The sequence below is a fragment of the Sphingomonas sp. GW821-FHT02B09 genome (assembly GCF_059421875.1).
Window position 1 is genome coordinate 1,096,034 of sequence record NZ_JBWKVV010000002.1, and the last position, 24,807, is coordinate 1,120,840.

General features: G+C 68.6%; 34 protein-coding genes. 10 read left to right on the forward strand and 24 right to left on the reverse strand.

Translation table 11 applies throughout. The features are described from left to right. Nucleotides 1-91: 91 nt before the first annotated feature. Entirely contained in the window at nucleotides 92-1,318 is a 1,227-nt protein-coding gene (locus AC07U4_RS13100; protein WP_495195661.1) for an ABC transporter permease, read from the reverse strand. Continuing rightward, a complete protein-coding gene (locus tag AC07U4_RS13105; protein ID WP_495195662.1) occupies nucleotides 1,315-2,235 on the reverse strand; it encodes an ABC transporter ATP-binding protein in 921 nt (306 codons plus the stop codon). The genes AC07U4_RS13100 and AC07U4_RS13105 overlap by 4 nt, the downstream gene beginning before the upstream one ends. An 87-nt stretch (nucleotides 2,236-2,322) precedes the next feature. Here AC07U4_RS13105 and queG point away from each other — a divergent pair, with 87 nt between their 5' ends. After that, complete coding sequence (gene queG / locus AC07U4_RS13110; RefSeq protein WP_495195663.1) at nucleotides 2,323-3,372, forward strand: tRNA epoxyqueuosine(34) reductase QueG; 1,050 nt, start codon at nucleotides 2,323-2,325, stop codon at nucleotides 3,370-3,372. 500 nt (nucleotides 3,373-3,872) lie between these two features. Continuing rightward, nucleotides 3,873-4,715: an energy transducer TonB gene (locus AC07U4_RS13115; protein WP_495195664.1), complete on the forward strand. Its 843-nt coding sequence runs from the start codon at nucleotides 3,873-3,875 to the stop codon at nucleotides 4,713-4,715. 201 nt (nucleotides 4,716-4,916) lie between these two features. Here the strand turns inward: AC07U4_RS13115 and AC07U4_RS13120 are convergent, their stop codons facing one another. Both AC07U4_RS13120 and AC07U4_RS13125 read right to left on the reverse strand, forming a co-directional pair. Continuing rightward, nucleotides 4,917-5,282 (reverse strand): hypothetical protein, encoded by a 366-nt coding sequence (locus tag AC07U4_RS13120; protein ID WP_038662910.1) that lies wholly within the window; start codon nucleotides 5,280-5,282, stop codon nucleotides 4,917-4,919. Next, nucleotides 5,279-5,965, reverse strand: coding sequence for an EI24 domain-containing protein (locus AC07U4_RS13125; RefSeq protein WP_495195870.1), 687 nt, complete (start codon nucleotides 5,963-5,965; stop codon nucleotides 5,279-5,281). The genes AC07U4_RS13120 and AC07U4_RS13125 overlap by 4 nt, the downstream gene beginning before the upstream one ends. Nucleotides 5,966-6,071: 106 nt before the next feature. On the opposite strand from AC07U4_RS13125, the gene AC07U4_RS13130 reads away from it, so the two are divergent. Then, nucleotides 6,072-7,070: an adenosine kinase gene (locus AC07U4_RS13130; RefSeq protein ID WP_495195665.1), complete on the forward strand. Its 999-nt coding sequence runs from the start codon at nucleotides 6,072-6,074 to the stop codon at nucleotides 7,068-7,070. Nucleotides 7,071-7,328: 258 nt separating this feature from the next. On the opposite strand, the gene AC07U4_RS13135 is transcribed toward AC07U4_RS13130, so the two are convergent. The 10 genes from AC07U4_RS13135 to hisB form a co-directional block, all read right to left on the reverse strand. Further along, the gene (locus AC07U4_RS13135) at nucleotides 7,329-8,921 is read right to left on the reverse strand and encodes an amino acid permease (protein ID WP_038662902.1); all 1,593 of its coding nucleotides are present in this window, start codon (nucleotides 8,919-8,921) and stop codon (nucleotides 7,329-7,331) included. Between the two features lie 148 nt (nucleotides 8,922-9,069). Next, nucleotides 9,070-9,447 (reverse strand): histidine triad nucleotide-binding protein, encoded by a 378-nt coding sequence (locus tag AC07U4_RS13140; protein ID WP_137899359.1) that lies wholly within the window; start codon nucleotides 9,445-9,447, stop codon nucleotides 9,070-9,072. A gap of 8 nt (nucleotides 9,448-9,455) precedes the next feature. Then, nucleotides 9,456-9,764 carry a phosphoribosyl-ATP diphosphatase gene (locus AC07U4_RS13145; RefSeq protein WP_495195666.1) on the reverse strand — a complete coding sequence of 103 codons (309 nt, stop codon included), beginning with the start codon at nucleotides 9,762-9,764 and terminating at the stop codon, nucleotides 9,456-9,458. Between the two features lie 31 nt (nucleotides 9,765-9,795). After that, complete coding sequence (locus AC07U4_RS13150) at nucleotides 9,796-9,957, reverse strand: hypothetical protein (protein ID WP_169742546.1); 162 nt, start codon at nucleotides 9,955-9,957, stop codon at nucleotides 9,796-9,798. Beyond that, on the reverse strand, nucleotides 9,954-10,328 hold the full coding sequence (locus tag AC07U4_RS13155; RefSeq protein WP_495195667.1) for an STAS/SEC14 domain-containing protein: 375 nt from the start codon (nucleotides 10,326-10,328) through the stop codon (nucleotides 9,954-9,956). The genes AC07U4_RS13150 and AC07U4_RS13155 overlap by 4 nt, the downstream gene beginning before the upstream one ends. A gap of 34 nt (nucleotides 10,329-10,362) precedes the next feature. After that, nucleotides 10,363-11,133 (reverse strand): imidazole glycerol phosphate synthase subunit HisF, encoded by a 771-nt coding sequence (hisF, locus tag AC07U4_RS13160; RefSeq protein WP_038662889.1) that lies wholly within the window; start codon nucleotides 11,131-11,133, stop codon nucleotides 10,363-10,365. A 166-nt stretch (nucleotides 11,134-11,299) separates the two neighbouring features. After that, on the reverse strand, nucleotides 11,300-12,037 hold the full coding sequence (gene hisA, locus AC07U4_RS13165; protein ID WP_495195668.1) for a 1-(5-phosphoribosyl)-5-[(5-phosphoribosylamino)methylideneamino]imidazole-4-carboxamide isomerase: 738 nt from the start codon (nucleotides 12,035-12,037) through the stop codon (nucleotides 11,300-11,302). After that, nucleotides 12,034-12,639 carry an imidazole glycerol phosphate synthase subunit HisH gene (gene hisH / locus AC07U4_RS13170; RefSeq protein ID WP_495195669.1) on the reverse strand — a complete coding sequence of 202 codons (606 nt, stop codon included), beginning with the start codon at nucleotides 12,637-12,639 and terminating at the stop codon, nucleotides 12,034-12,036. Before hisH ends, hisA begins: the two co-directional genes overlap by 4 nt. Then, nucleotides 12,636-12,953, reverse strand: a complete 318-nt coding sequence (locus AC07U4_RS13175) for a YciI family protein (protein WP_495195670.1) — start codon at nucleotides 12,951-12,953, stop codon at nucleotides 12,636-12,638. Before AC07U4_RS13175 ends, hisH begins: the two co-directional genes overlap by 4 nt. Further along, nucleotides 12,950-13,537 carry an imidazoleglycerol-phosphate dehydratase HisB gene (gene hisB / locus AC07U4_RS13180; RefSeq protein ID WP_038662876.1) on the reverse strand — a complete coding sequence of 196 codons (588 nt, stop codon included), beginning with the start codon at nucleotides 13,535-13,537 and terminating at the stop codon, nucleotides 12,950-12,952. The genes AC07U4_RS13175 and hisB overlap by 4 nt, the downstream gene beginning before the upstream one ends. 75 nt (nucleotides 13,538-13,612) lie before the next feature. On the opposite strand from hisB, the gene AC07U4_RS13185 reads away from it, so the two are divergent. Continuing rightward, a complete protein-coding gene (locus AC07U4_RS13185; protein ID WP_038662873.1) occupies nucleotides 13,613-14,098 on the forward strand; it encodes an SspB family protein in 486 nt (161 codons plus the stop codon). 2 nt (nucleotides 14,099-14,100) lie between these two features. Then, a complete protein-coding gene (locus tag AC07U4_RS13190; protein ID WP_495195671.1) occupies nucleotides 14,101-14,514 on the forward strand; it encodes a GNAT family N-acetyltransferase in 414 nt (137 codons plus the stop codon). 53 nt (nucleotides 14,515-14,567) lie between these two features. On the opposite strand, the gene AC07U4_RS13195 is transcribed toward AC07U4_RS13190, so the two are convergent. Then, nucleotides 14,568-15,143, reverse strand: a complete 576-nt coding sequence (locus AC07U4_RS13195; protein ID WP_495195672.1) for a hypothetical protein — start codon at nucleotides 15,141-15,143, stop codon at nucleotides 14,568-14,570. 64 nt (nucleotides 15,144-15,207) lie between these two features. Between AC07U4_RS13195 and fumC the strand changes: the two genes are divergently transcribed. The 4 genes from fumC (at nucleotide 15,208) to gmk (ending at nucleotide 17,859) form a co-directional block, all read left to right on the forward strand. Further along, nucleotides 15,208-16,596, forward strand: a complete 1,389-nt coding sequence (gene fumC, locus AC07U4_RS13200; RefSeq protein WP_495195673.1) for a class II fumarate hydratase — start codon at nucleotides 15,208-15,210, stop codon at nucleotides 16,594-16,596. Nucleotides 16,597-16,691: 95 nt separating this feature from the next. Beyond that, entirely contained in the window at nucleotides 16,692-16,907 is a 216-nt protein-coding gene (locus AC07U4_RS13205; RefSeq protein ID WP_495179161.1) for a hypothetical protein, read from the forward strand. Beyond that, the gene (locus tag AC07U4_RS13210) at nucleotides 16,904-17,101 is read left to right on the forward strand and encodes a hypothetical protein (protein ID WP_038662863.1); all 198 of its coding nucleotides are present in this window, start codon (nucleotides 16,904-16,906) and stop codon (nucleotides 17,099-17,101) included. Before AC07U4_RS13205 ends, AC07U4_RS13210 begins: the two co-directional genes overlap by 4 nt. Before the next feature lie 101 nt (nucleotides 17,102-17,202). Then, a complete protein-coding gene (gmk, locus tag AC07U4_RS13215) occupies nucleotides 17,203-17,859 on the forward strand; it encodes a guanylate kinase (RefSeq protein WP_038662860.1) in 657 nt (218 codons plus the stop codon). Here the strand turns inward: gmk and AC07U4_RS13220 are convergent. The 7 genes from AC07U4_RS13220 to AC07U4_RS13250 form a co-directional block, all read right to left on the reverse strand. Further along, entirely contained in the window at nucleotides 17,843-18,535 is a 693-nt protein-coding gene (locus AC07U4_RS13220) for an ATP12 family chaperone protein (protein WP_495195674.1), read from the reverse strand. The genes gmk and AC07U4_RS13220 overlap by 17 nt on opposite strands. Next, nucleotides 18,532-18,750, reverse strand: coding sequence for a hypothetical protein (locus tag AC07U4_RS13225; protein WP_137899366.1), 219 nt, complete (start codon nucleotides 18,748-18,750; stop codon nucleotides 18,532-18,534). The genes AC07U4_RS13220 and AC07U4_RS13225 overlap by 4 nt, the downstream gene beginning before the upstream one ends. Continuing rightward, nucleotides 18,747-19,400 carry an HAD-IA family hydrolase gene (locus AC07U4_RS13230; RefSeq protein WP_038662851.1) on the reverse strand — a complete coding sequence of 218 codons (654 nt, stop codon included), beginning with the start codon at nucleotides 19,398-19,400 and terminating at the stop codon, nucleotides 18,747-18,749. Before AC07U4_RS13230 ends, AC07U4_RS13225 begins: the two co-directional genes overlap by 4 nt. A 447-nt stretch (nucleotides 19,401-19,847) precedes the next feature. Beyond that, the gene (locus tag AC07U4_RS13235) at nucleotides 19,848-20,975 is read right to left on the reverse strand and encodes an RluA family pseudouridine synthase (RefSeq protein ID WP_137899368.1); all 1,128 of its coding nucleotides are present in this window, start codon (nucleotides 20,973-20,975) and stop codon (nucleotides 19,848-19,850) included. Further along, nucleotides 20,972-21,361, reverse strand: a complete 390-nt coding sequence (gene crcB / locus AC07U4_RS13240; protein WP_495195675.1) for a fluoride efflux transporter CrcB — start codon at nucleotides 21,359-21,361, stop codon at nucleotides 20,972-20,974. Before crcB ends, AC07U4_RS13235 begins: the two co-directional genes overlap by 4 nt. A 287-nt stretch (nucleotides 21,362-21,648) precedes the next feature. Next, the gene (locus AC07U4_RS13245; RefSeq protein WP_495195676.1) at nucleotides 21,649-22,725 is read right to left on the reverse strand and encodes an extracellular catalytic domain type 1 short-chain-length polyhydroxyalkanoate depolymerase; all 1,077 of its coding nucleotides are present in this window, start codon (nucleotides 22,723-22,725) and stop codon (nucleotides 21,649-21,651) included. Between the two features lie 119 nt (nucleotides 22,726-22,844). Then, nucleotides 22,845-23,564, reverse strand: coding sequence for a hypothetical protein (locus AC07U4_RS13250; RefSeq protein ID WP_495195677.1), 720 nt, complete (start codon nucleotides 23,562-23,564; stop codon nucleotides 22,845-22,847). Nucleotides 23,565-23,673: 109 nt separating this feature from the next. Between AC07U4_RS13250 and AC07U4_RS13255 the strand changes: the two genes are divergently transcribed. Beyond that, complete coding sequence (locus AC07U4_RS13255; protein ID WP_038662840.1) at nucleotides 23,674-23,895, forward strand: hypothetical protein; 222 nt, start codon at nucleotides 23,674-23,676, stop codon at nucleotides 23,893-23,895. Nucleotides 23,896-23,938: 43 nt separating this feature from the next. Here AC07U4_RS13255 and AC07U4_RS13260 read toward each other — a convergent pair whose 3' ends face one another. After that, on the reverse strand, nucleotides 23,939-24,364 hold the full coding sequence (locus tag AC07U4_RS13260; protein ID WP_495195678.1) for an OsmC family protein: 426 nt from the start codon (nucleotides 24,362-24,364) through the stop codon (nucleotides 23,939-23,941). Nucleotides 24,365-24,462: 98 nt separating this feature from the next. Continuing rightward, nucleotides 24,463-24,768, reverse strand: a complete 306-nt coding sequence (locus AC07U4_RS13265) for a glycine zipper 2TM domain-containing protein (protein WP_495195679.1) — start codon at nucleotides 24,766-24,768, stop codon at nucleotides 24,463-24,465. Nucleotides 24,769-24,807 lie beyond the last annotated feature (39 nt).

The window sequence follows — 24,807 nt, forward strand, 5'->3', positions numbered from 1 at the left end:
GTGACGCGGTGACGTAGGCGTGATGACAAGCGCGTCATCTGCGTGAATATCCTCGTCCCGGGCCGGTGGCAGCCCGCCCCGGACGACGCGATCAGCCTGTCCGGCGCTTCCAGAACGGCTTGGCGCTCCCCGATTGCAGCACGCCGCGCCGGAACAACCGCGCGCCGAGCGTGATGAAGATCGTCACCCACAGCAATTGCCACGCGATCGCGGCGACATGCGGCCACCATTCCGGCGAGGTCGCGGCGCGGCCCGCCATCGCGAACGGCGACGACAGTGGGAAGAGCTGCGCCGCGGTGGCGACCCAGCTGTCCGGGCGGCTGGTACCGGCGAGCGCCAGCGCCAGCATCCCCATCTGCACGATCGAGATCGGCAGTGCGAGCATCTGGATCTCGCGCGGCGTCGACGCCTGCGCGCCGACCACGAGGAACGCCGAGCCGAGCAGCAGATAGGCCATCGTGAAATAGACGAGGAACAGCGCGACGAACGCCGGCATGCCGACCGCCGCCTGGATCGCCAGCGACGACGCCACCTCGGGCGGCAGCAGCATGCCGAGCCGCGAGATGATCGTCCCCCAGAACACCACGAACAGCACCGCGACCCCGAACATGCCGAGCAGCTTGCCGAGGAACACGCTCTCCAGCGGCACCGCGGCGGCGAGCACCTCGATCACCTTGTTGTTGCGTTCCTCGGCCATCGTGCCGACCACCTGGCTGGCGAGGAACAGGTTGAGCAGGAACACGCCGAACACCGCGAACGAGGCGGACTGGCGGCGATTGCCGGCCGATCCCCGCGGCCGCTCGGTCGGCGTCTTGGTCGCGGCGATCCGCGGCACCACGCCGCCCAGCCGGTCCGCCGCGATCGTCTCGGCGGCGAGCAGCGCGAGATAATCCGCCGCCCGCCCGCCGCGCGGCCCGTACAGCACCTGCGGCCGGTCGAGCGGACCGTAGAGCACCGCGCTCGCCTCGAACGCGTCGCTGGCGAAGGCGGCGCGCGCCTGTGCGGCGGGGTCGCGATCGGGCCGCTGGGTGACGAGCACCGGCGGCGCCTCGTCATCGCGGCGGAAGGCGGTGCGCAGCCGCGTGTCCGCCGCCGCCATCGTCCGCGCCGTCGTATCGGGCAGGATCGCGACGATCCGCGACTTGTCGGCGCGGCTGTCCGCGACGCTAGCCGCACCGATGCCGCCGATCGCCGAGAAGGAGCCGAGCAGCACCGGCGCGAGCAGGAACAGCAGGAAGACCGGCGTGAACACGGTCGCGACGAAATCGCGCCGCGCGATGGTCAGCGCCTGACGGAAGGTGCGAACCGCGTTGCTCATGCCGCGTCTCCTGCGTCGGCGGCCTTGCCGACGATGCGGACGAAGGCGTCGTGCAGCCCGGGCCGTTCGATCGACAGCCCGCCGATGCCATAACCGCGGTCGATCAGCGTCACCAGCAACCCCTCGATTCCCTCTGCCGGCAGCTGGAAGCGCCAGCCGGCCCCGTCCGGCACCGCGTCATGCGGCAGCACTTCGGCGATGGCGGCATCGGGCCGCGTCGGCAGATAGCGCACCCGGCTCGGTAGCGTGCCGCGCGCATCGTCCACCGTCCCCTCGAACCGCCGCTTGCCCCCGGCGATGATCGCCAGCCGGTCGCAGACGCGCTCGGCATGCGCCATGATATGCGTTGAGAACAGCACCGTCGCGCCGCGGTCGCGCTCGGCGAGGATCAGCGCCTCCAGCTTCTCCTGATTGACCGGATCGAGCCCGGAGAAGGGCTCGTCGAGCACCAGCAGATCGGGGCGATGCACTACCGAGCCGAGCAATTGCACCAATTGCGCCATGCCCTTGGACAGTTTCTTGATCTTCTCGTCGACCGCATGGCCGAGTCCCGCCGCCTCCATCAGCTCGGCGGCGCGCATACGCCCGGTGCGCCGGTCAAGCCCGCGCAGCGCGCCCATGAAGGCGATCGCGTCGCGCGCCTTCATCGACGGATACAGGCCGCGTTCCTCTGGCAGATAGCCGACGCGGTCGCTCGCCTCGCGCGGCGCGAAATGGCCGAGCACCGAACGGCGCCCCTCGTCGGGCTCGATAATCCCGAGCAAGGTGCGCAGCGTCGTCGTCTTGCCCGCGCCATTGGGGCCGAGCACGCCGTAGATCGCACCGCGCGGCACTGCGAGATCGATGCCGTCGACGACGCGCCGTTCGCCGAAGCGCTTCACCAGATGCTCGGCGAACACCGCCAGATCGTCAGCCAAACACCCGTCCCCCGTCCGCCCCAGGCTGCGCCACCCATCCCGAACGGGATGCGTGTGTTGCCGTGGCGCCTGTGGTAGCGGGCGGACGTGTCCCAACACAAGCAGCAAGCCGAAATCGAGCGCCGGATCAAGGCGAAGGCGGCCGAACTCGGCTTCGTCGCCTGCGGCTTCGCGCGCGCCGACGCCGCGCCGCAAACCGCCGCGCGGCTGCGCGAATGGCTGGACGAAGGCCGCCACGGCGACATGATCTGGATGGAGGAGCGCGCGCATCATCGCGGCTCGCCCGCCGGATTGTGGCCCGAGGTGCGCAGCATCGTCGCGCTCGGCATGAGCTACGCCCCGGCCGCCGATCCGCTGCGGCTGGCGGGGGAGGGGGAGCGCGGTCGCATCTCGGTCTATGCGCAGGGCGGCGATTACCACGACGTCGTCAAGAAGGCGCTGAAAGCGCTCGGCGGCTGGCTGGCGCAGGAGGCGGGCTGCGACCTCAAGGTGTTCGTCGACACCGCGCCGGTGATGGAGAAACCGCTCAGCGAGGCGGCGGGGCTCGGCTGGCAGGGCAAGCACACCAATCTGGTCAGCCGCGCGCATGGCAGCTGGCTGTTCCTCGGCGCGATCTACACGACGCTGGACCTTGCGCCCGATACGCCGGGGCGCGACAGTTGCGGTTCGTGCGACGCCTGCCAGCGTGCCTGCCCGACCGACGCCTTTCCCACGCCCTACCGGCTCGATGCGCGGCGGTGCATCTCCTATCTCACGATCGAGCATGCCGGCCCGATCCCGCACGAATTCCGCGCCGCGATCGGCAACCGCATCTACGGCTGCGACGATTGCCTAGCGGTCTGCCCGTGGAACAAGTTCGCGGCGACGGCGGCGGCGAACATGGCGTTCCAGCCGCGCGCGGAACTGACCGTACCGGCGCTCGCCGACCTGCTCGCGCTCGACGACGCCGACTTCCGCCAGGTATTCGCGGGCTCCCCGATCAAGCGCATCGGCCGCAACCGCATGGTCCGCAACGCGGCGATCGCCGCGGGCAACAGCGGTGCGCCGGCATTGCTGCCGGTGCTGGAGCGACTGCGCGACGATGCCGACCCGGTGGTGGCGGAGGCGGCGGGCTGGGCGGTGGGTCGGCTGCGATAATCGCCGGTCGATTACGATGGCCGTCTTGCCAAAATGACGCGAAACATGGCGACGCCCCGTACAGGGCGAACCGGTCATCTCGGCGTCTACGACAGCGACATTGTAACTGTCGCTGTCGGGAGTCGCTGTCGGGAATAGTATCTATCGTCAGACTGGCATCCGGTCGAACGGCCTGCCGCGCGAGCGGGCAAGAGGGCCGGGTAGGCCTACACAGATCAATGTGCTTTGGGAAATGCAGCCGTGCCCGCAGTCTGTCCGGGCGAAAGCAGCGCGCCCGGCAATGCAATCAACATGATCCACCCGCCTCTCTGAATGAGGCGAGAGGCGAGCATAGGAAAGATCGTTACCAATCGTGCTCAGTCTCGAATTTGATCCGATATCAAGATACCTTTGAAAATCATGGTGTTGTGACAGTGAGTTGACTCTCGTGGCACCAATGGATATTTTACTGTTGTTGCGTAGAGCGGGGCGGGAAAGTGCGTATCGGGCGGATAGTGCCGGTGCTGGTAACCTTGGCGCTCGTGCACGGCGACGCCGCGGCGCAAGAACTGCCGAAGCCGCTGGCGCCGAGCTCCAAGTGGCAGATCGACTATGCGTCCGGCGACTGCCGGCTGATCCGCAGTTTCGGTGAAGGCCGGCATCTGGTCACCCTGCAATTGGCCCGCGCCAACGATATCGACGAGCTCGTGATGGCGCTCGGCGGCCGGGAAATGCCGACCACGCGGGAAGAGGTTCCCGTGGCGGTCGGTACCTCCACTGTCGCGCAGGTGCCGGGCATGCATGCGCGGGGCGTTGCCGCGGACGAACGCCTGCTTGGCAGCATCCGGTTCCACACGGACGTCGATCTTCCCAAGGCGCTGCGTAGTGACGTGAGCCAAGGCAAGCCGACAGTTCTGAGCGTGGCTTTCGTCCGCGGCTACCGGTTGGCGCTCGACCTCGGCATGATGAAGGCTCCGCTCGCGGCGCTCGACGCCTGCGCCGATGATCTGGTGAAGGGATGGGGCGTGGATCTTGCCCAGATGCGGCGGCAGCGATCGGCGCCAGAACCGGCGAACGACGTCTCGCGCTGGTTCAGGTCGTCGGATTATCCCGAGAAGCAGGGACATCAAGGCGCCGGCGGCCTCGTCGGAATCCGGCTGGTCATCGGGGTCGATGGCGCGGTGAAGAAGTGCGAGGTCTATATGTCCGGGGGTGACAAGGCCTTCGAGGAGACCACCTGCCGGCTGGTGATGGAACGTGCCCGGTTTCGGCCAGCGATCGGTGCGGACGGCCGTCCGATCGCCTCGCTATGGGCACGCCGGGTCAATTGGCGGCCGGGCGATCTATCCTTCACCGTGCAGTAACGACGGCCCGGGCAATTGCAACGATCCCGGCATAACTACTTGGTTACTAAAGGAAAAATGATCGCGCTGTCCTACATATGGTCGATACGGTAACAGGCGGGCAATCGACCCGCTCTGTCTCATTGGTGCAAAAACGGAAACGATAGGGGGTGATCGTTTCCATTAAGGTGTTCAACTTGTCCACGTTGAACGCATGCTGACCTATTTTCCGCCGTCGCGTCGGACCAGCGCGGCGACGCAGCTCGCGCGGTCGATCGTGCTGCCGTCGGGCTCGCGCGCGTCGAGATAGGTGACGCGCGGCGCCTCCGATCCCTTGGGGTAGAGATAGGCGTCGAGCACGCAGATCGGCCCCGCGAACTGGAGCTTGCGCGCGGCGCCCTCGCGGATGTCGGCGTCGGGCTTGCCGAACAGCGTCACCAGCCCCGCTTCGTCCTGGCCGATCACGCGTTCCAGGCCGGCGCTGGTATAGGGAACGACCGGGCGGCTCGTCACCGCCGGCGCGACCGCGCCCGGCGCGGCGCAGGCGCCCGCCAACAGCGCAAGTGCCAATGCCGCCAGTGCCTTCATGCGCGCTTCCCCCGTCGCGACGCATGGAACAGATGCGTCGCCATCGCCGCGCCGAGGATCGGCGCGACCAGATTGACCAGCGGAACCACGAACAGCCCGGTGCCGACAAGCCCCAGTACGAACCGTTGCGCCCGCGTCGCCTCGCGCCAGCCCCGCATCGTCGCATCGTCCATATGGCGGCTCGCCACCATCTCGCCGAGGTCGCGGCCGAGCAGCAGCGCATTGACGAGGAAGAAGGCGATCGCCGGTCCGACCGCGGTGAACAGCAGCGCCAGATAGACGGGCACCATCAGCAGGTTGACCGCGACCGCCCGCCCCGCCGAGCCGAGCCCCATGCGCAGCGACCGGGTGAGGCGCACCGGGCGCGCGGCGGCGTGCGCGGCGGGATAATGGCGCGCCTCGACCGCGGCGACCACCTCGTCGCCGAACACGCCGAGCACCGCGACCGCGATGACCCGGAACAGCAGCCACGCGCCAAGCCCGATCAGCACCACCGCCGCCGCGCCGGCAAGGCCGTCGCCCCATGCGCCGACCCATGCCGCAAGCAGCGCGCGCAGGCCGAGGTAGAGCCCGACGCCCAGCACGGCGAAGATCGCCAGCGTCACCAGCAGCGACTTGCCGAGCACGCGCAGGATGGCGGGCTGGCCGAGCTGGCCAATCGAGAGGGTGAGAGCGCGCAACATCGTGCCGGGGTGGCTTGCGGGGGCGGGCGCGTCAACCACCGCCACGTTGCGTGGGGGGCGTGCCGGCCCTAGGGACGGCCTTTACGTTTTCCCCGGAGCTATATCCTTGTCCCAGCCCAAATATGACGTGGTCGCGATCGGCAATGCGATCGTCGACGTGCTTTCCCAGGCCGACGACGCCTTCATCGACTCGATCGGCGTCGCCAAGGGCTCGATGCAATTGATGTTCTCGCCCGAGGATGCCGATGCGCTCTACGCCAAGATGGGGCCGGGCCGCGAAGTGTCGGGCGGATCGGCGGCGAACACCGTCGCGGGGATCGCGGCGCTCGGCGGCCGCACGGCGTTCATCGGTCAGGTCGCCGACGACCAGCTCGGCGAGGTCTTCGCGCACGACATCCGCGCCGCCGGCGTTGATTTCGCCACCGCGGTGCGCCCCGGCCAGCCGACCACCGCGCGCTGCCTGATCTTCGTGACGCCCGACGGCCAGCGGACGATGAACACCTACCTCGGCGCATCGCAATTCCTGCCCGAGGCGGCGCTCGACCTGTCGGTGATCGAGGATGCGGCGATCCTGTATCTCGAAGGCTATCTGTGGGATCCCGAGGAGCCCCGCGCCGCGATGCGCGCGGCGATCGAGGCGGCACGCAAGGCGGGCCGCAAGGTCGCCTTCACGCTGTCCGACGTGTTCTGCATCGGCCGCCACGGCGGCGACTTCCGCCAGCTCATCGCCAACGGCCTGATCGACATCCTGTTCGCCAATGAGGGCGAATTGACCGCACTCGCCGAGACCGAGGATTTCGACGCGGCGGTCGCCAAGCTGTCGGCGCAGGTGCCGACGCTGGTGGTCACGCGCGGCGAGGCTGGCGCCTGCGCGATCCAGCACGGCAGCCGCGCCGAGGTCACCGCCGAGCCGATCGACAAGGTCGTCGACACGACCGGCGCGGGCGACCTGTTCGCGGCGGGCTTCCTGCACGGCCAGGCGCAGGGCAAGGGGCTGGAAGCATCGCTCAAGCTCGGCGCGATCTGCGCCGCGGAGATCATCAGCCACTTCGGCGCCCGCCCCAATGTCGACATGAAGGCGCTCGCCGCCGCCAAGCTCGGCTGAGCCACGTCCCCCTCTCCCGCCGGGAGAGGGGGTATCCCCGCCGCGGGCGCGATCCTCACCAGCATCAACGGTACGAGACGAACCCGCCCGACGCGCGACCTCTCCCCGAAGATGTGGTGGCCGCGGCGGCGGCCCGCTCCCATTCTGCTGTTTAGGAAAACGGGCCATGCGCCCCGGACGCGACCTCTTCGCGTCTTCGCACGCACGAAAAAGGCCGGGGGATCGCTCCCCCGGCCCCATGAAAAGCCTGTTCCCGGATCAGTCGAGCGGCTTCGCCCGCTCCGGCTGCATCGCCGGATCGTCGACGGTGTCGAAAATCCCGCGGCCGACGTACGACCGGCTGCGGCTGTAGCCGAAATAGATCACCAGCCCGATGAGGCCCCAGATCGGCAGCACCAGCTTGGCGGTCAGCGGCAGCGAGAGATAGAGGCCGACGCAGCCGATGATCGCGAGCGGCGCGACGATATAGACCGCCGGGGTGCGGAACGGCCGCTTGCGACCCGGATCGGTCTTGCGCAGCACCATCACCGATACCGCCACCATGAAGAAGGCGAACAGCGTCCCCGCGTTGGAATAATCGGCGAGCTTGCCGACCGGCAACACCGCCGCCGCGATCGCCGCGGCGATGCCGGTGACGACCGTGACGACGTGCGGGGTCCGGAACTTCGGATGCACCGACGCCAGCTTCTCGGGAAGCAGGCCATCGCGTGCCATGGTGAAGAAGATGCGCGTCTGGCCGAACATCATCATCAAAACCACCGAGGGCAGCGCCAGCACCGCAGCAAGACCGACGAGGCGGCCGATCGCAGGCCAGCCGATCGTGTCGAGGACGTGGACGAGCGCCTCCTTCGAACAAACCAGGGGTTCGGTGACGCCGGTTGCGACGATGCTGGCGCAGCGACCGGCCATCTCTGCCGAGCCCGGTGCGAGCACCTGTCCGGCGGTGGTCACCGGCTGTGCGCCGATGGCGCCGATCGCGCCGCTGGCGACGAGCAGGTAGAAGATGGTGCAGATCACGAGGCTGCCGATCAGCCCGATCGGCACGTTGCGCTGCGGGTTCTTGGTCTCCTCGGCGGCGGTCGAGACCGCGTCGAAGCCGACATAGGCGAAGAAGATCGAGGCCGCCGCGCCGAACACGCCGACGCCGCCCGTCGGCAGGAACGGGTCGAAATTGGTCGCCTTGGCGACGGGGATGGTCAGCGCGACGAAGGCGGTGAGCGCGGCGATCTTGATGAGCACCAGCACCGAATTGACGCGCGCGCTCTCGGTCGTGCCGATGATGAGCAGCCAGGTGACGAAGCCGACGACGATCACCGCGGGGACGTTGACCCAGCCGCCGACCGCCATCGCGGTCTGCAGATCGACGTTCGGGGTTGCGCCGAAGGCGATCTGCATATGCGCCATCAGCGCATCGGCGTTGCTGATCGATGCGGGGAAGGCGACGCCGAGACCGCGCAGCAGCCCGACCGCATGGTTCGACCAGCCGACCGCGACCGCGCTCGCGCCGACCGCATATTCGAGGATCAATGCCCAGCCGACCATCCAGGCGAGGATCTCACCGACGACGGCATAGGAATAGGTATAGGCCGAGCCCGACACCGGCACCATCGAGGCCAGCTCGGAATAGCAGAGCGCGGCGACCGCGCAGACGAAGCCGGCGACGACGAACGACAGCAACATGCCCGGGCCGGCCTTCTGTGCGGCCTCGGAGGTGAGAACGAAGATGCCGGTGCCGATGACGGCGCCGATTCCCAACATGGTCAACTGGAACGCGCCGAGCGAGCGGTGCAGCCCGCGTTTTTCGGCGGTGGCGAGAATGGCGTCGAGTGGTTTGACGCGCCCGAAAATCATGCAGCTCTTCCCCCCATATGCGCACGGTCGTTGATCGCCGCCGCATGGTGAAGCGACCGATGCTAACCCCAAATGGGACAGGTGCAATCCCTTATCTCGGGACGGCACCCGGGATCACATCCGTGGCGGGGACGCATGCATCGCGGAATCAACCCGCCAGCATCGGCCCCAGCGGCCTGCCGCCGAACAGATGGACGTGGAGGTGCGGCACCTCCTGTCCCGCGTCGCCGCCGATATTGGCGAGCAATCGATAGCCCGGTGCGACGAGGCCGTGCTCGCGTGCGACATGGCCGATCGCGCGGACGAAGCCGGCGATCTCCGCGTCCGACGCGCGCGTGCTGAAATCGTCCCACGACACATACGGTCCGCGTGGGATCACCAGGATGTGGAGCGGCGCGACCGGCGCGATGTCGTGGAAGGCGACCGCATGATCGTCTTCATAGACCCGCTTCGACGGGATCTCGCCGCGCAGGATCTTGGCGAAGACGTTCTGGTCGTCATAGGGCAGGGTAGCGTCGATCGGCATAGATCCTCCTAGCGCGCGGCTTTCTCGTCATGGCCCGACACGCCTTCGCGGCGGGCGAGTTCGGCGCGGACGTCGTCCAGTCCCAGCCCGGCATCGGCGAGCAGCACGAGCAGGTGGAAGACGAGGTCGGCCGCCTCCGAGGCGAGCTTGTCCGGTTCGGCGAGCGCGGCGATCACCGTCTCGGTGGCCTCCTCGCCGACCTTCTGCGCGATCTTGGGGCGGCCCTTGGCGAACAGGCTGGCGACATAGGAGCTGCCGGGCTCGGCGGCGTCGCGGCGGGCGCGGATGGTGGCTTCCAGGCGGTCGAGCGGGTCCATGTCTCCGCTTGGCGCGGGACGTGGGGGCCGGTCAATCCTTCTTGATGAACCGCCGCCGCAACGCGCGCCGCACGAGCCAGACGCCGATCGCCGCGACGACGAACAATGCGAGGTCGGACCATTCGGGGCCGGTCTTGCGATGGACGACCCCCGAATGGCCGCCGGCGACCGACGAGGCGGTCGGCACGATCATGCCGCGGCGACCTCGCCGTCGCCCGCCACCAGCCAGTCGAGTGCCTCGCCGGCGGCGGCGAAGATGCGCAGATAGGGCTGGGTCATGAAGCGCTTGACCTGCAAGCGGGTGATCGCGCTGCCGGTGACGATCGCGATGCGGCTGGCACGCGGGAAGTTGCCGAGCCGCCGGTTGATCGCCGCCGCCGCCTCGACCGGCTGGACGCTGCAGCCGCTCATATCCATGCGCAGCCGATAGCCGATCCGGAAGCCTGCCTCGCGAAAGCGGCGCAGCAATTCGTCCGCATAGGCGTCGACCCCGGCCTCATCGAACAGGCCGGTCCAGCGGATATCAAGCAGATTGAGATCGTGGCGGAAGGTGATCGCGTACATGCCCCGATCATCGCCGCAAACCCTTGCGGAAGCCCTAAACTTTGACCGGTCGCCGCACCGGGATGCCCGCCGCCGCCAGCGCGTCGTGCGCATCGGCGACGCTCGCCTCGCCGAAGTGGAAGATCGAGGCGGCGAGCACCGCGCTGGCATGGCCGTCGCGGATGCCGGCGACGAGATCGCCGAGCCCGCCGACGCCGCCACTTGCCACCACCGGCACGCTGACCCGGTCGGCGATCGCGCGGACCAGCTCGAGGTCGTAGCCGCTGCGGGTGCCGTCGCGATCCATCGAGGTCACCAGCAATTCGCCCGCGCCGAGTTCCGCGAGGTGGAGGGCGTGGTCGATCGCATCGAGCCCGGTTGGGCGGCGGCCGCCATGCGTGAACACCTCCCACCGCTCGCCGACGCGGCGCGCATCGACCGAGGCGACGCAGCATTGGCTGCCGAACCGTTCGGCGATGTCGGCGACGACCTCGGGCCGGGCGACCGCGGCGGAATTGACCGCGACCTTGTCCGCACCGGCGAGCAGCAGCGCGCGCGCGTCCTCGGCGCTGCGCACGCCGCCGCCGACGGTGAGCGGCATGAAGCATACCGCCGCGGTGCGCCGCACGACGTCGAGGATCGTGCCGCGATCCTCGTGGGAGGCGGTGATGTCGAGGAAGCAGAGTTCGTCCGCGCCGGCGGCGTCATAGGCGCGCGCCTGTTCGACCGGATCGCCGGCATCGCGCAGCTCGACGAAATTGACGCCCTTGACGACGCGGCCGTTGGCGACGTCGAGACAGGGGATCACGCGGGCGCGAACGGTCATGCGGGAACCCTTGAGCAGGTGAGTTCACGCGAAGCCGCGAAGACGCGAAGAGGGCGTGCCCCAGGCAGGCGCTGGTGGCCGGCAGACCATATCCCGCCTTCGGCGATGACAGGCCACGGCGTCCGCACGCCGGACATCGTCGCGTCTTCGCGGCTTCGCGCGATCATCATTCCGCTCCCTGCGCGACGCTCAGTGCGGCGGCGAGATCGAGCCGCCCGTCATACAGCGCGCGGCCGGTGATGACGCCCTCGACGCCGTCGCGGACGTGGAGCGCGAGGACGTGGATCTCGGCGATGCCCTTGACGCCGCCGCTGGCGATCACCGGGATCGATACGGAGCGGGCGAGATCGACCGTCGCCTCGACGTTGCAGCCCTTTAGCAGCCCATCGCGGCCGACGTCGGTGAACAGCAGCGACGCCACCCCCGCATCCTCGAACCGCCGCGCGAGATCGACGACGCTGGTGGTCGAGACGTCCGCCCAGCCCTTGGTCGCGACCATGCCGTCGCGCGCATCGACCGCGACGACGACACCGCCGGGAAAATCGCGCGCGGCGCCGCGGACGAAATCGGGGTCCTCCAGCGCCGCGGTGCCGATCACGACGCGCGAGACGCCGAGGTCGAACCAGCGCTCGACGCTGGCGCGGTTGCGGATGCCGCCGCCGAGCTGGACGTGGCCGGGAAAGCGCTCGACGATGCTTCGCACCGCCTCGCCGTTGACCGATTCGCCGGCGAAGGCGCCGTCGAGGTCGACGACGTGGAGATGCTGCGCACCGGCCTCGGCGAACAGCATCGCCTGCGCGGCGGGATCGTCGCCATAGACGGTGGCGCGATCCATATCGCCCTCGGCGAGGCGCACGACCTGACCGCCCTTGAGGTCGATGGCGGGGAAGACGATGAGGCTCATGGCCGCCACTCCAGGAATTTGGCAAGCATCGCCAGCCCGTAGCGCTGGCTCTTTTCGGGGTGGAACTGCACGCCGAGCATCGTGTCGCGGGCGATCGCCGCGGTGACCGGGCCGGCATGGTCGCTGGTCGCGATCACGTCCTCACCCTCATAGGCATAGCTGTGCAGGAAATAGGCCTCGCCCGCAGGCACCAGCGGATGCGCGCCGAGCGGCACCACGTCGTTCCAGCCCATATGCGGCACCTTGGCCTCCATCGTGCCGGGTTCGAGCCGGCGCACGCGGCCTCTAACCCAGCCGAGCCCGCGATGCTGGCCCATCTCTTCGCCGATATCGGCCATCAGCTGCATGCCGACGCAGACGCCGAGGAAGGGCGCGCCCTCCTGCCGGACGCGGCGGTCCATTGCCTCGACCATCCCCGGCACGCCGCGCAGCGCATTGGCGCAGGCGCCGAACGCGCCGACGCCGGGCAGCACGATGCGGTCGGCCTTTGCCACCACATCGGCATCGGCGGTGACGGTCAGGTCGGTCGCCCCCGCCGCCCGCAGCGCATTCTCGACCGAATGAAGGTTGCCCGCGCCGTAATCGATCAGCGCGATGGTCATGACAGCAGATCGGCGAGCGGCGTCGCCGCCATGCTTGCGGTGAAGGGGATGATCTCCGCCGTCGCCAGTCCGCGCGAGACGAACGGATCCTTGGCGATCAGCTCCTCGGTCACTGTCTTGCCGCCGATCGCGATGATGATGCCGCCGGTACGCGGCTGCTTGCGGCCGGAGGCGAGCAGCAGCCCGTTGGCATAGGCATCCGACAGCCAGTCGACGTGATCGCTCATCGCCGCGTCGATCGCGTCGAGATCGTCGCCATAGGTCAGCGACACGACGCACATATTGGTGCCGGGGCGGACGAAGGGCTCGCTCATAGCACGCCCTTGGTCGAGGGTATGGCATCCGACTTGCGCGGGTCGATCTCGACCGCGGTGCGCAGCGCGCGGGCGAGGCCCTTGTACGCCGCCTCGACGATGTGATGGTTGTTGCTGCCGTACAGCGTCTCGACGTGGAGCGTGATACCGGCGGTCTGCGCGAAGCTGTGGAACCAATGTTCGATCAGTTCGGTGTCGAGCTCGCCGAGCCGCGAGACGGTGAAGGCGGTCTTCCACACCAGCCATGGCCGCCCCGAGATGTCGAGCGCGACGCGGGTCAGCGTCTCGTCCATCGGCGAGAGCGCGTCGCCGTAGCGGCGGATACCCCGCTTGTCGCCGAGCGCCTGCGCCACCGCCTGGCCGAGCGCCAGCGCCGAATCCTCGACGGTGTGGTGGCCGTCGATGTGGAGGTCGCCGTCGACCTTGAGGTCGATGTCGATCAGGCCGTGGCGGCTGAGCTGTTCGACCATATGGTCGAGGAAGCCGATGCCGGTCTTGATCGAATAGACGCCGGTGCCGTCGAGGTTGACGGTGACGTCGATCCGCGTTTCGGCGGTGGAGCGGTTGATCGTGGCGATGCGCATGTCGGCTCGTCCCATAGGAGCGTGCGTCGTCACGCACAATCTTGACCCGACCGGGCGATACGCTACCCAAGGGGCATGACCGACGGCCTTCCCGATAGCCTTATCCCGTATGACGAGATCGTCCAGGAGGCGCTGCGTGCCGTCGTGGGCCGCGTGCTCGGCTCCGTCGCCGAATCGGGCGGGCTGCCCGGCGAGCATCATTTCTACATCACCTTCAAGACGCAGGCGCCCGGCGTCGACATCCCGCAGCGCTTGATCGAGCGCTTTCCGGACGAGATGACGATCGTGCTGCAGAACCGCTATTGGGACCTGCTGGTCGACGAGCGGAAGTTCTCGGTCGGGCTGAGTTTCAACCAGGTGCCGTCGAAGCTCGTGATCCCCTATTCGGCGATCACCGGCTTCCACGATCCGGCGGTCAATTTCGAGCTGCGCTTCCAGGCGACCGAGGATCCCGATGACGGCCCCGAGCCGCATGACGAGGCCGAGAACGACGGCCCGACCGCCACGCCCGCGGCGGACGGTTCGAACGTCGTGAGCGTGGATTTCAAGCGGAAGAAGTAAGCGTGATCGAGGTCGTCGCCGCGCCCGGAGACTTGGAGCGCGACGCGATTCTCACGCCACTGGTCGCATTCAACGACGCCGCGGTCGGTCCGACCGAACGCCATCCGATCGCCATCGTGATCCGCGCCGACGATGGCTCGATCGTCGGCGGTTTGTGGGGCATGGTAAGCTATCGCTGGCTGTTCGTGCAGTATCTGGTGGTGCCGGCATCGATGCGGGGGCACGGGCACGGCCGCGCGCTGATGCTCGCCGCCGAGTCCGAGGCGAGGCGGCTGGATTGTGTCGGCCTGTGGCTCGACACGTTCAGTTTCCAGGCGCGAGGCTTCTACGAAAAGCTGGGTTACGGCTGCTTCGGCCGGATCGACGATTACCCGCCGGGCGAGGCACGGTTCTTTCTTTCGAAGCGCATTTCCTGATTTCGGCGCGGGACTTTAATATCCGACGCCCGTCCTGCACGCTGGATGTTGCGTCACTTCGTTTCTGGCGCCTTGATCCGCATCAGCGGCGTCGCACACGCGTAGGCGATCTTGTAAGGCTTGTCCCAGCAGCGGTTTAATCCCTCCAAGACGTTCATGTTGAGCGGCCATTTGACCGACACCGGTTTGCCGTCCGGTCCCTCGAACGTGAAGTTCGCAGGTCGTGGCAGCGCCGCAAGCTTCGTTTTGGCAGCGTCGAATGCCGCATGGTCGCGCCGCAGGAAGGCGATCGTCCCGTCGACGTAGAAGTTCCAGCCCATTCCGTGATCCTGTTTCACGGATTTGTAGGATTGCCGAAACAGCGCGATTGCCTTCTCGGTCTGACCGAGGTCGGCGCGAAGCTGCCCCTCGTGCCAAAATAGAATGCTGTCTCTGGCGTTATGCGCGATCCGCCAATCGCGCACGAGGTCGGCCGCCTCGGCCTCGCAGCCGTCCTCTTCGAGCTTGCGCCAGCCGCCGGTCATGTCCTGATCGAATGCGTTCTGATCCAGCGCCAACAGACGTGCGCGATCGTACTGGCACGGGCTGGACGGGGCCGCCTGCGCGGCAAGGAGGGCGAGCCATAGCATGATGCGGCATGCTGCCTTCGGGCAGGCCTTGAATCAAGTGGCGCCGCATTTGATATTACGTCGCATGAGCACGCGCACCGAAACCGATTCGATCGGCCCGATCGACGTTCCCGCCGACGCCTATTGGGGGGCGCAGACCGAGCGTAGTCTCGAGAATTTCCCTTTCGGACCGCGCGAGCGGATGCCGGTCGAGATCGTCCATGCGCTGGCGATCGTAAAGCAGGCGGCGGCGCGGGTGAACCGGCGGCATGGGCTGGCGGCGGACAAGGCGGATGCGATCGAGGCCGCGGCCACCGAAATCGCCGCGGGGCAGCTCGACGATCAATTTCCGCTGGTCATCTGGCAGACCGGCAGCGGCACGCAGTCGAACATGAACGTCAACGAGGTAATCGCCGGCCGCGCCAACGAGCAACTCGCCGGCACCCGCGGCGGCAAGACGCCCGTCCACCCCAATGACGACGTCAACCGGGGGCAGTCGTCCAATGACAGCTTCCCGACCGCGCTCCACGTCGCCGCGGCGCTGGGGGTGACGCGGCAGCTTTATCCCGCGCTCGACCGGTTGCACGATGCGCTCGCGGACAAGGCGCGTGAATGGGACGATCTGGTCAAGATCGGCCGCACGCACCTTCAGGATGCGACGCCGCTGACGTTGGGGCAGGAATTTTCGGGCTACGTCCAGCAGCTCGCCAATGCGCGCGACCGGATCGCCGGCACGCTGGAGCGCAACATCATGCCGCTCGCGCAGGGCGGCACCGCGGTCGGCACCGGGCTGAACGCACCCGAGGGATTCGCCGAGGCGGTCGCGGCGGAGATCGCGGCGCTCACCGGTCTGCCGTTCGTCACCGCGCCCAATAAGTTCGAGGCGCTGGCGTCGAACGACGGGCTGGTCGACCTGCACGGCACGCTCAACGTGCTCGCGGTGGCGCTGACCAAGATCGCCAACGACATCCGTCTGCTCGGATCGGGGCCGCGCTCGGGTCTCGGCGAACTCGAACTGCCTGCCAACGAGCCGGGCAGCTCGATCATGCCGGGCAAGGTCAATCCGACGCAGGCCGAGATGCTGACGATGGTCGCCGCGCAGGTGATGGGCAACAATGTCGCGGTCACCGTCGGTGGCTTGCAGGGGCATATGGAGCTCAACGTCTTCAAGCCGCTGATCGGCGCCAACGTGCTGCGCTCGATCGCCTTGCTCAGCGTCGGGATGCAGAGTTTTGCCGAGCGGACCGTCGACGGGCTGAAAGCGAATCGCGAGCGGATCGGACAGCTGGTCGAGCAATCGCTGATGCTCGTCACCGCGCTGGCGCCCGAAGTCGGCTATGACAATGCCGCGAAGATCGCCAAGCACGCGCATCAGAAGGGGCAGACGTTGAAACAGGCGGGGCTCGAACTCGGGCTGGTCGACGAGGCGACGTTCGACCGGCTGGTGCGGCCGGAGACGATGATCGGGCGCTGATCCTACCGGGCGAAACGTTCCGGAACGGCCCCGTTGCGAGGAACTTCCCCGCCGTTCGCGCGCTTCCATGGCCGCAACGCTAGGAGGGGACGGACGTGAGCACCACCACCACGGGCGCGCTGATCGGCGCGGCGATCGATTCGATGTCGGGCGACGACGATGGCGTCGCCGATGGCGCGATCATCGGTGCGGTGACTGCCAACGTGCTCAAGATCGTGCTGCCGCTCGCCGTCACCTATGCGGTCGGCTGGGCGGTGCTGCGCGGCGCGGCGGAACTCAAGGACCAGGTTTTCGGAAAGGTAGACTCATGATCGGCAAGATTATCGGCGCGCTCGTCGGGCGTGAAATGGACCGTCGCGATGGTCGTGGCGGCCTGAAGGGTGCGGCGATCGGCGCGCTGTCGATGGGCGCGATGCGGCGGATGGGGCCGCTCGGCCTGATCCTCGGCGGCGGCTATGTCGCCAAGAAGGCGTATGACCGCCGGCGCCAGTCGCGCGATATCTGATCGGACGATCCTCTCGTGCACGGCGCGGGAGGATCTTCGCTTTCTCGACTTTTCAGCCGGCTGCGCTTGACGCCCGGCCCCGGCAGACGCCACTAGCGCGCATGCCGACCACCCATTCCGCCGACCCGCACCATTTTCGCCGTCGTGGCGTGCTGTTCGTGCTGTCCTCGCCATCCGGTGCGGGCAAGTCGACCATCGCGCGCAAATTGCTCGCCGACGAGCCTGAACTCGGCATGTCGGTGTCGGTGACGACGCGGCCGATGCGGCCGGGCGAGGTCGACGGCAAGGACTATCATTTCGTCGATCTCGAGGAATTCCGCCGCATGGTCGCGGCGGACGAGTTCCTCGAATGGGCGCACGTCTTCGACCATCGCTACGGCACGCCGCGGGCGCAGATCGAGACGATGCTTGCCGCGGGCAAGGACGTGCTGTTCGACATCGACTGGCAGGGCGCGCAGCAGCTCTTCCAGATCGCCGGCGGCGACGTGGTGCGGGTGTTCATCTTCCCGCCGTCGATGGAGGAGCTGCGCGCGCGGCTGACCAACCGCAACACCGATTCGGCCCAGGTGATCGAGGCGCGGATGGCGCGTGCCGCCAATGAGGTAAGTCATTGGGATGGCTACGATTACGTCCTCGTCAACGACGACGTCGAGCAATGTTTCGCGGGGGTGAAGACGATCCTCGCCGCCGAGCGGCTCAAGCGCTCGCGTCAGACCGGGCTGATCGGCTTCATCCGCAAGCTCACGCGGACGGCCTGAGCGCGGCGAGGAAGGCGACCGCGGCGTCATAGTCGCGGCGCTTGTTGGCGAGCGCCTGCACGGCCAGCGAATCCGCGCCCCAGAGTTCGGCCTGGAAATCCTCGTCGATATTCGCCGCGGTCCAGAGCGTGTCGGGATCGCCGGCCCGTTCGATCAGTGCCAGCGCGAGGATCAGCGAGCCGGTGATCGTCACCAGCGGCGACAGGCCGGCGAGACCGAAAGGATCGAGCGCCGCCACCGCCTCGGCGAGTCGCGCAAGTGTCGCGGGGGGCTGCGCGCGGTGCATGACCCCGGCGGTGGTCTCGAAATGCACGTCGTAGCGGGTGCGCGCCCAGTCGAGCCACGGGTCCCACGCCGCCTGCTGCCGCGCGATCAGCAGATCGGGTGACAGCGCGCGATAATAAAGCAGGTCGCTCTCGCCGTACGCCGAAAGGCCGGCGGCGAAGGCGGCGGGGTCGGGCGCGACCCGGTCGATCGCGGCATTGGCGAGGCCGGTCAGCGGCATCGCGCGCGGATCGATCGTTTCCGCCACCGCGCGCCATTCGTCGGCGACCGCGGCGGCGAGCGCATCGGTCGGCAGCGCGAGCGGCACGCGGCCGGGGGTGCGCACCGGTCGGCCGTCGAGCGTGACGACGCGGTCGGCGTCGATCGTCACCTCGGTCCAGAAGCGCTTCATGATCGAGGCGTCCGCCAGCGGTGGGCGAGGCTCGCCGGCACGATCGCGATCACCGCCAGCGCCGACAGCGTGATCGCGACGCCGAGCACCTTGACCGGCCAGTCGTGCGAGCGGGCGGCGAGGATCAGGCCGAACACCGCGCCGGCGCTGCCCGCCAGCCGGCTGCCGACGATCGCCAGCCACCGCTTGCGCGCGCGCGTGTCGTCGGGGGTCATGCCAGGATCTCCAGCAACGCCGCGGTGCGCGTCGCGACGACCTGCGCGCCGCCGCGGACCAGATCGTGGACGTCGTGATAGCCCCAGGCGACGCCGACCGCGCGCGCGCCCGCCGCCTTGGCCATCGCCATGTCGAAGCTGGTGTCGCCGATCATCGCGGTCTGCTCGGGCGTCGCGTCGACCTCCGCCATCGCGGCGAGCAGCATCGCCGGATCGGGTTTGGAGGGGTGGCGGTCGGCGGTCTGAAGGGTGACGAAGCGATCGGTCAGGCCGTGGTGGTCGAGCACGCGGGCGAGGCCGCGATCCGACTTGCCGGTCGCCACGCCGAGCTGCCAGCCGCGCGCGGCCAGCGTCTCGATCACCGCGGCGATGCCCTCGAACAAAGGCTCTTCGGTCATCGCGCCGCTGGTGCGCAGCTCGAAGAACGCCTCCTTGTAATCGGCGGCCATCCTGCGGTGGAGCGCATCGTCCGCGTCGGGGAGCAAGGCGCGGACCGCCTCGACGAGGCTCAGTCCGACGATGCGGCGGATCGCCGCGCGCGGCGGCGCGGGCAGGTCGGCAATGCGGAACGTCGCCTCCATCGCCTGGCAGATGTTGGCCTGGCTGTCGACGAGCGTGCCATCGCAGTCGAATACGGCGAGTTTGGTCATCGTGTTGCCGTAGCGGGCGGCGTCGGAGCGGTGAAGAGGGTGTTGGACGACATGGACAACATGGACACCTTAACGGAAACGATCCGGGGGTATCGTTTCCGTTTTTGATATGATGGGGGCGGGATATCCCGAAGGCGTGACGGGGCCTTTGTGCTGCCGCGCGGGCGGGACGATGAGGGCGGGCGGGGTGTGCATCGTTCGGTCATACGCCGGTCGGCGGGGTGTAGGACAGACCCGCGTGCTTTGCGTTTTGGCGCGTTCGGGGGTGCCGGACAGTGTCTGACCCACCCCGTCACCCCGGACTCGTTCCGGGGTCCACTCAGCGGCGAGGAGGTCGGCTGGAGGAGGAAGCGCGCGCTTGCGGCGCGGTGGACCCCGGAACAAGTCCGGGGTGACGGGTAGTTTGGGGTGAAGGGGCGCGCCTCGTCAGGCCCCCCCCCCCCCAACTCAGTCGGGGCTGCCGCGGCGGCGGCGTTCGCCGCGGTGTTCCTTGCGCATCGATTTGGCGTGCGCCTTGGCGCGCTGCTTGAGCACCGCCTTGGGGGGCGGGCCTTTCTTCGGTTCCTCGAACGGCATCGCGTCGCCCTTGGCGATGTCGAAGCCCAGCGTGGCGAGGCTCTCGGCGAAATGCGTCGGCAGGTCGGCGGTCTCGTCGATGCTGCCGCCGTCGGGATGGTCGACGCGGATGCGACGGCTGTGCAGGTGCATCTTGCGACTGACGCCGCCGGTCAGGAACGCCGCGGCGCCGCCATATTTGCCGTCGCCGACGATCGGATGACCGATCGCCGCCATATGGACGCGCAGCTGGTGGGTGCGGCCGGTGAAGGGTTGCAGCTCGACCCAGGCGCAGCGGTTGCCGGCGCGCTCGACGACGCGATAGCGGCTGCGCGCGGCCTGGCCATTCTCCTCGTCGACGTGCATCTTCTCGCCGCCGGTGCCGGGCTGCTTGCCGATCGGCAGGTCGACCATGCCGTCGTCGATCGAGGGGACGCCGACGACCAGCGCCCAATAGACCTTGCGCGCGGTGCGGCCCGAGAAGGCCTTGGCGAAGAAGGCGGCGGCGCGGCTGGTGCGCGCGACGAGCAGCGCGCCCGACGTGTCCTTGTCGAGACGGTGGACGAGCTTGGGCCGCCCCTCCGCGTCATATTGCAGCGCGTCGAGCAGGCCGTCGACATGTTCGGAGGTCTTGGTGCCGCCCTGCGTCGCGAGGCCGGGCGGCTTGTTGAGCACGAGTGCCTGCAGGTCCTTGTGGATCACCATCTCGCGCGCATAGGCGATCTGATCCTCGCTCAGCGGCGGGCGTTCGCGCTTGGGGCGGGGGGCGTCGGGGGTGTCCTCGATCACCGGTTCGGGCGGCGGCACGCGCAGCGTCTGGCCGGCCTTGATCCGGTCGCCCGGCGTGACGCGCGAGCCGTCGACGCGCAACTGGCCGGTGCGCGCCCATTTGGCGACGGTGGTGAAGCTCGTCTCGGGCAGGTGGCGCTTGAACCAGCGGTCGAGGCGGATGCCGTCGTCGTCATAGCCGACGTTGAACTGGCGGACGCCGTCGCGGGTGTCGTTCTTGGCGTCGCTCATGCGCTGGCTCCGGCAAGCAGGGCGCGGGTGGCAGCGAGCCCGGCGAACAGCGCGGCGATCGAGCCGACCACCGACACCAGCACGTAGCCGAAGGCGGGGGCGAGTGCGCCGCGCTCGATCATCGCGACGGCGTCGAGGCTGAAGCTCGAGAAAGTGGTGAAGCCGCCTAGCACGCCGACGCCGAGGAACAGGCGCCACGGTTCGGCGAGGCTGCCGGAGCGGGCGAGGATCGCGGTGAGCACGCCCATCAGCAGCCCGCCGACGAGATTGACGGCGAGCGTGCCGTAGGGAAAGTCCGGCCCGAACGCGGTAAGCGCGGCGCGGCCGGTGAGATAACGCGCGGCGGAGCCGAGGGCACCGCCGATCATGACGAACAGAAGAGGCATGGCGCCAGCCCTAGAGGACTATTGGGTGCAAGGGAATGCGGGGGTTTGCGGTGCGCGTGCGGCGGGGCGCGGGGCCGGGGATCGCGGAACGCTTCCTCGCCCTCCACGTGTCCCCGCGCAGGCGGGGACCCAGGGTCAAGCAGAGCAACGTCTGTGACGAACGGGACTCCTGGGCTCCTGCGTTCGCAGGAGCACTGGTGGGGTAACGCTATGCGTATTCCGGCTCGCGTCGCCGATAAGGTGGCGTCAAGCGACGGCTTTTGCAGCCATCAACCGGGGGGAGCGTCCTAGCGCAGCAACCCGGCGGCGCGGAGTGCGTCGTTGATGACGCCGGCGACGCCGGTCGGTTCGCGCGTCGGCGTGGCGATCCGCGTCAGTCTGGCGGTGCCGCGCGACGGCGCGGCCAGTGCCGGGGCGATGCCCCAGAAGGCGGCGATGCGGCGCGTCGAGGACAGGCCGACGTCGAGCATGAACGGGCCGGGCGTGCCGCATGCCTCCGGGCCGTGCGCGGCGATCGGGGTGCCGTGGCCCATGCCGTGGATGCGGTGATCCTCGATCACCACCCGGCCGGCGGCATCCTGCCAGCCGCGATAGGCGTGATTGCCCTGCGCCGCCTTGACGTCGGGCCGCGCCGCGACCTGATGCAGCGCGCGCCATTGGGTCAGCAGCGCCTCGGCATTGGTCTGGTCGACCGTCGCGTCGGCGTCGCCGTGCCAGATCGACAGCGTCGGCCAAACGCCGCGATGCGCCGAGGCGTCGCGCGCCAGCGTGCCGAGCGCGACGGCGTCGGGCATGTTGTGGCCGCGCATCCGGTCGAGCGCCTGCATCACCCCGCTCGCGGTGCCGTACGGCAGGCCGCCGAGGATCGCGCCGCCGGCGAACACTTCGGGATAGGTCGCCAGCATCACCGCGGTCATCGCGCCGCCCGCGGACAGGCCGTTGACGAAGACGCGGGCGGGATCGACGTCGTGCGCGTCGATCATCGCCGCGATCATCTCGCGGATCGAAAAGGCTTCGCCATGGTCGTGGCTGACGTCTTCGGGCGCGAACCAGTTGAAGCAGAGGTTGGGATTGTTGACGCGCTGCTGCTCGGGGAAGAGCAGGACGAAGCCATGCTCGTCGGCGAGCCGCGACCAGCCGGCACCGGCATCATAGCCCGCGGCGGTCTGCGTACAGCCGTGCAGCACGACGACCAGCGCCGGCTTTGCCGTCACGGAATCGGGGACATAGGTACGCGCGAGCAGATTGCCGGGATTGCGGCCGAAGCCGCTGAGCTGGCCGAGCCGATCGCTGCCGCCCGTCCAGGGCTGCTGCTGGCCCTGTGCCGCGGCGAGCCGGCTGATCGTGTCTGACAAACGTCGCATGCGCGCACTCCGAAAGGGACAGGACCGCCACCAAGCGTGTGATGCTGCATTGCACAATATGGTCGGGGGTGATGGGATAGCAAGGCGGCGCGTCTTCCCACCCTGCGGGCAAGGAAGATTTAGCGGACGATCAGGTCGACTTGGCTGCCGCCGGCGGGATCGGCGCTGACGTAGACGACGTAAGCGGCGTCGCCGCGGGTGCCGCCGAGAACGTGCTGCGCGCCCGATGCCTGATGTTCGGCCGAATAGCCGGCGCGAGTGACGCGGGCGTTATACCAGTCGAGAATGCGGCCGACCGGGGCGCTGCTCGCGAAGCTGACGACGCGCAGGCCGCAGGCGTCGTTGCCCGCCGCCTCGCGGACGCGGGCGTCCGGGTAGAGCGGCACCGCGGCGGGCAAGCGATTGGCCCAGCCGGCCGAATAGGTGACGCGCGCCGCGCAGGGGGCGCCGGCCGCCGATTGCCGGCTGGCGAGTTCGCCCAGGGTCAGCGCGCCGTCGGCCTTGCGGCAGGCGGGGCAGTCGCCTTTGGCGGCGGGGGTCGGCTTGAGGTCGGCCGCCGCGACGCGGTCGAGGGTGGCGATCACCGGTTCGGGTGGCGCGGACAGCGGATCGGGGCGGCTCGGCGGGCGGACGACGTTGGTATTGGCGCTTTGCGTCAGCGCCGGATCGACCATGATCTGGTCGCGCAGCGCCGCGGTCAGCGCGGGATCGCGCTGGTTGCCGGGGCCGGCGGCGGTGAGTTCCTGGTCGAGGCTGTCGAGATCCTGCTGCGAGGCAGGCTGCTTGCTGCACGCGGTCAGCGCCAGCGCGAGCAAGAGAAGGGGGCGAATCGCAGTCACCGCAATGAGATGGCGCAGCCACCGTTAAGACGCCACCGGTGAATCCGGTTAACACTACGTCACGTCGGCCCGGCTTGTCCCGTGCGGGGACGAAGGCCATATTCGGGCCATGCTCAACATCGTCTCCATCGCGATCGGCTTCGTCACTTTGGTGCTCGGGCTGGTCGCGTTCATTCCGCTGCTCGGCTGGATGAACTGGCTCGTCATTCCGATCGGCATCGTCGGCGCGGCATTCGGCGCGCTGTCGTCGTCGAACGGCGGGCGCAACCTCAATCTGGTGCTGATCGTGATCTTCGCGATCCGGCTGAGCCTGGGCGGCGGGATCTTCTGACCAGAGAATGCGTCCCTGGCCTTTCGCCAGGGACGCGCCGGGATCAGCCGAAGGTGGTGGCGAGCGTGATCTCGCAGGTCAGCACCTTGGAGACCGGGCAGCCGGCCTTGGCCTCGTTGGCGATCCGCTCGAACTCGGCCTGATCGATGCCCTCGACGTGGCCGGTGAGGGTCAGCGCCGATTTGGTGATGGTGAAGCCGTCGCCGTCCTTGTCGAGCGTGACCTTGGCGTCGGTCTTGAGATCGCCCTGGCTGTGGCCCGCACCGGCCAGCGCGAAGGCGAGCGCCATCGTGAAGCAGCCGGCGTGGGCGGCGGCGATCAGTTCTTCCGGATTGGTGCCGGCGCCATCCTCGAAGCGGGTGTTGAAGCCATATTGCGTGTCGGACAGGACGCCCGACTGGGTCGTGATCTTGCCCTTGCCGTCCTTGCCGAGGCCTTCGTAGCTCGCCGAAGCGCTGCGCGTTACCATATCGTCGGTCTCCATCGTGGGATTGGTCCGAAGCGATACGCAAAAGGGGCGCCGCGAGTTGCCTCGCGACGCCCCCGTCGACCGAAAAAGGTCTCGGTTCAGCGGCAGCGACGCTTGCCGCCGCGGTCGATCTCGCGGCCGAGCAGGCCACCGGCGACCGCGCCACCGAGCGTGCCGACCGTGCGGTCGCCGCGGGTGTCGATTGTCCGGCCGAGCAGCGCGCCGCCGACCGCGCCGACCACGGCGCCGGTAGTGCCGTCGGGCTTGCGGCAGCGGATACGGCCGCGATCGTCGCGCCATTCGCGATACTTATGGCGCTGCGCTTCGGCCTTCGACACCGGGACGATCATCGTCGCCGGCACCACCATCGCCGCACAGCCCATCGCAAGCATCAGATTTCGCATGGTAACACTCCCGTTTTTTGAAAATCGTGTTGCATCAAC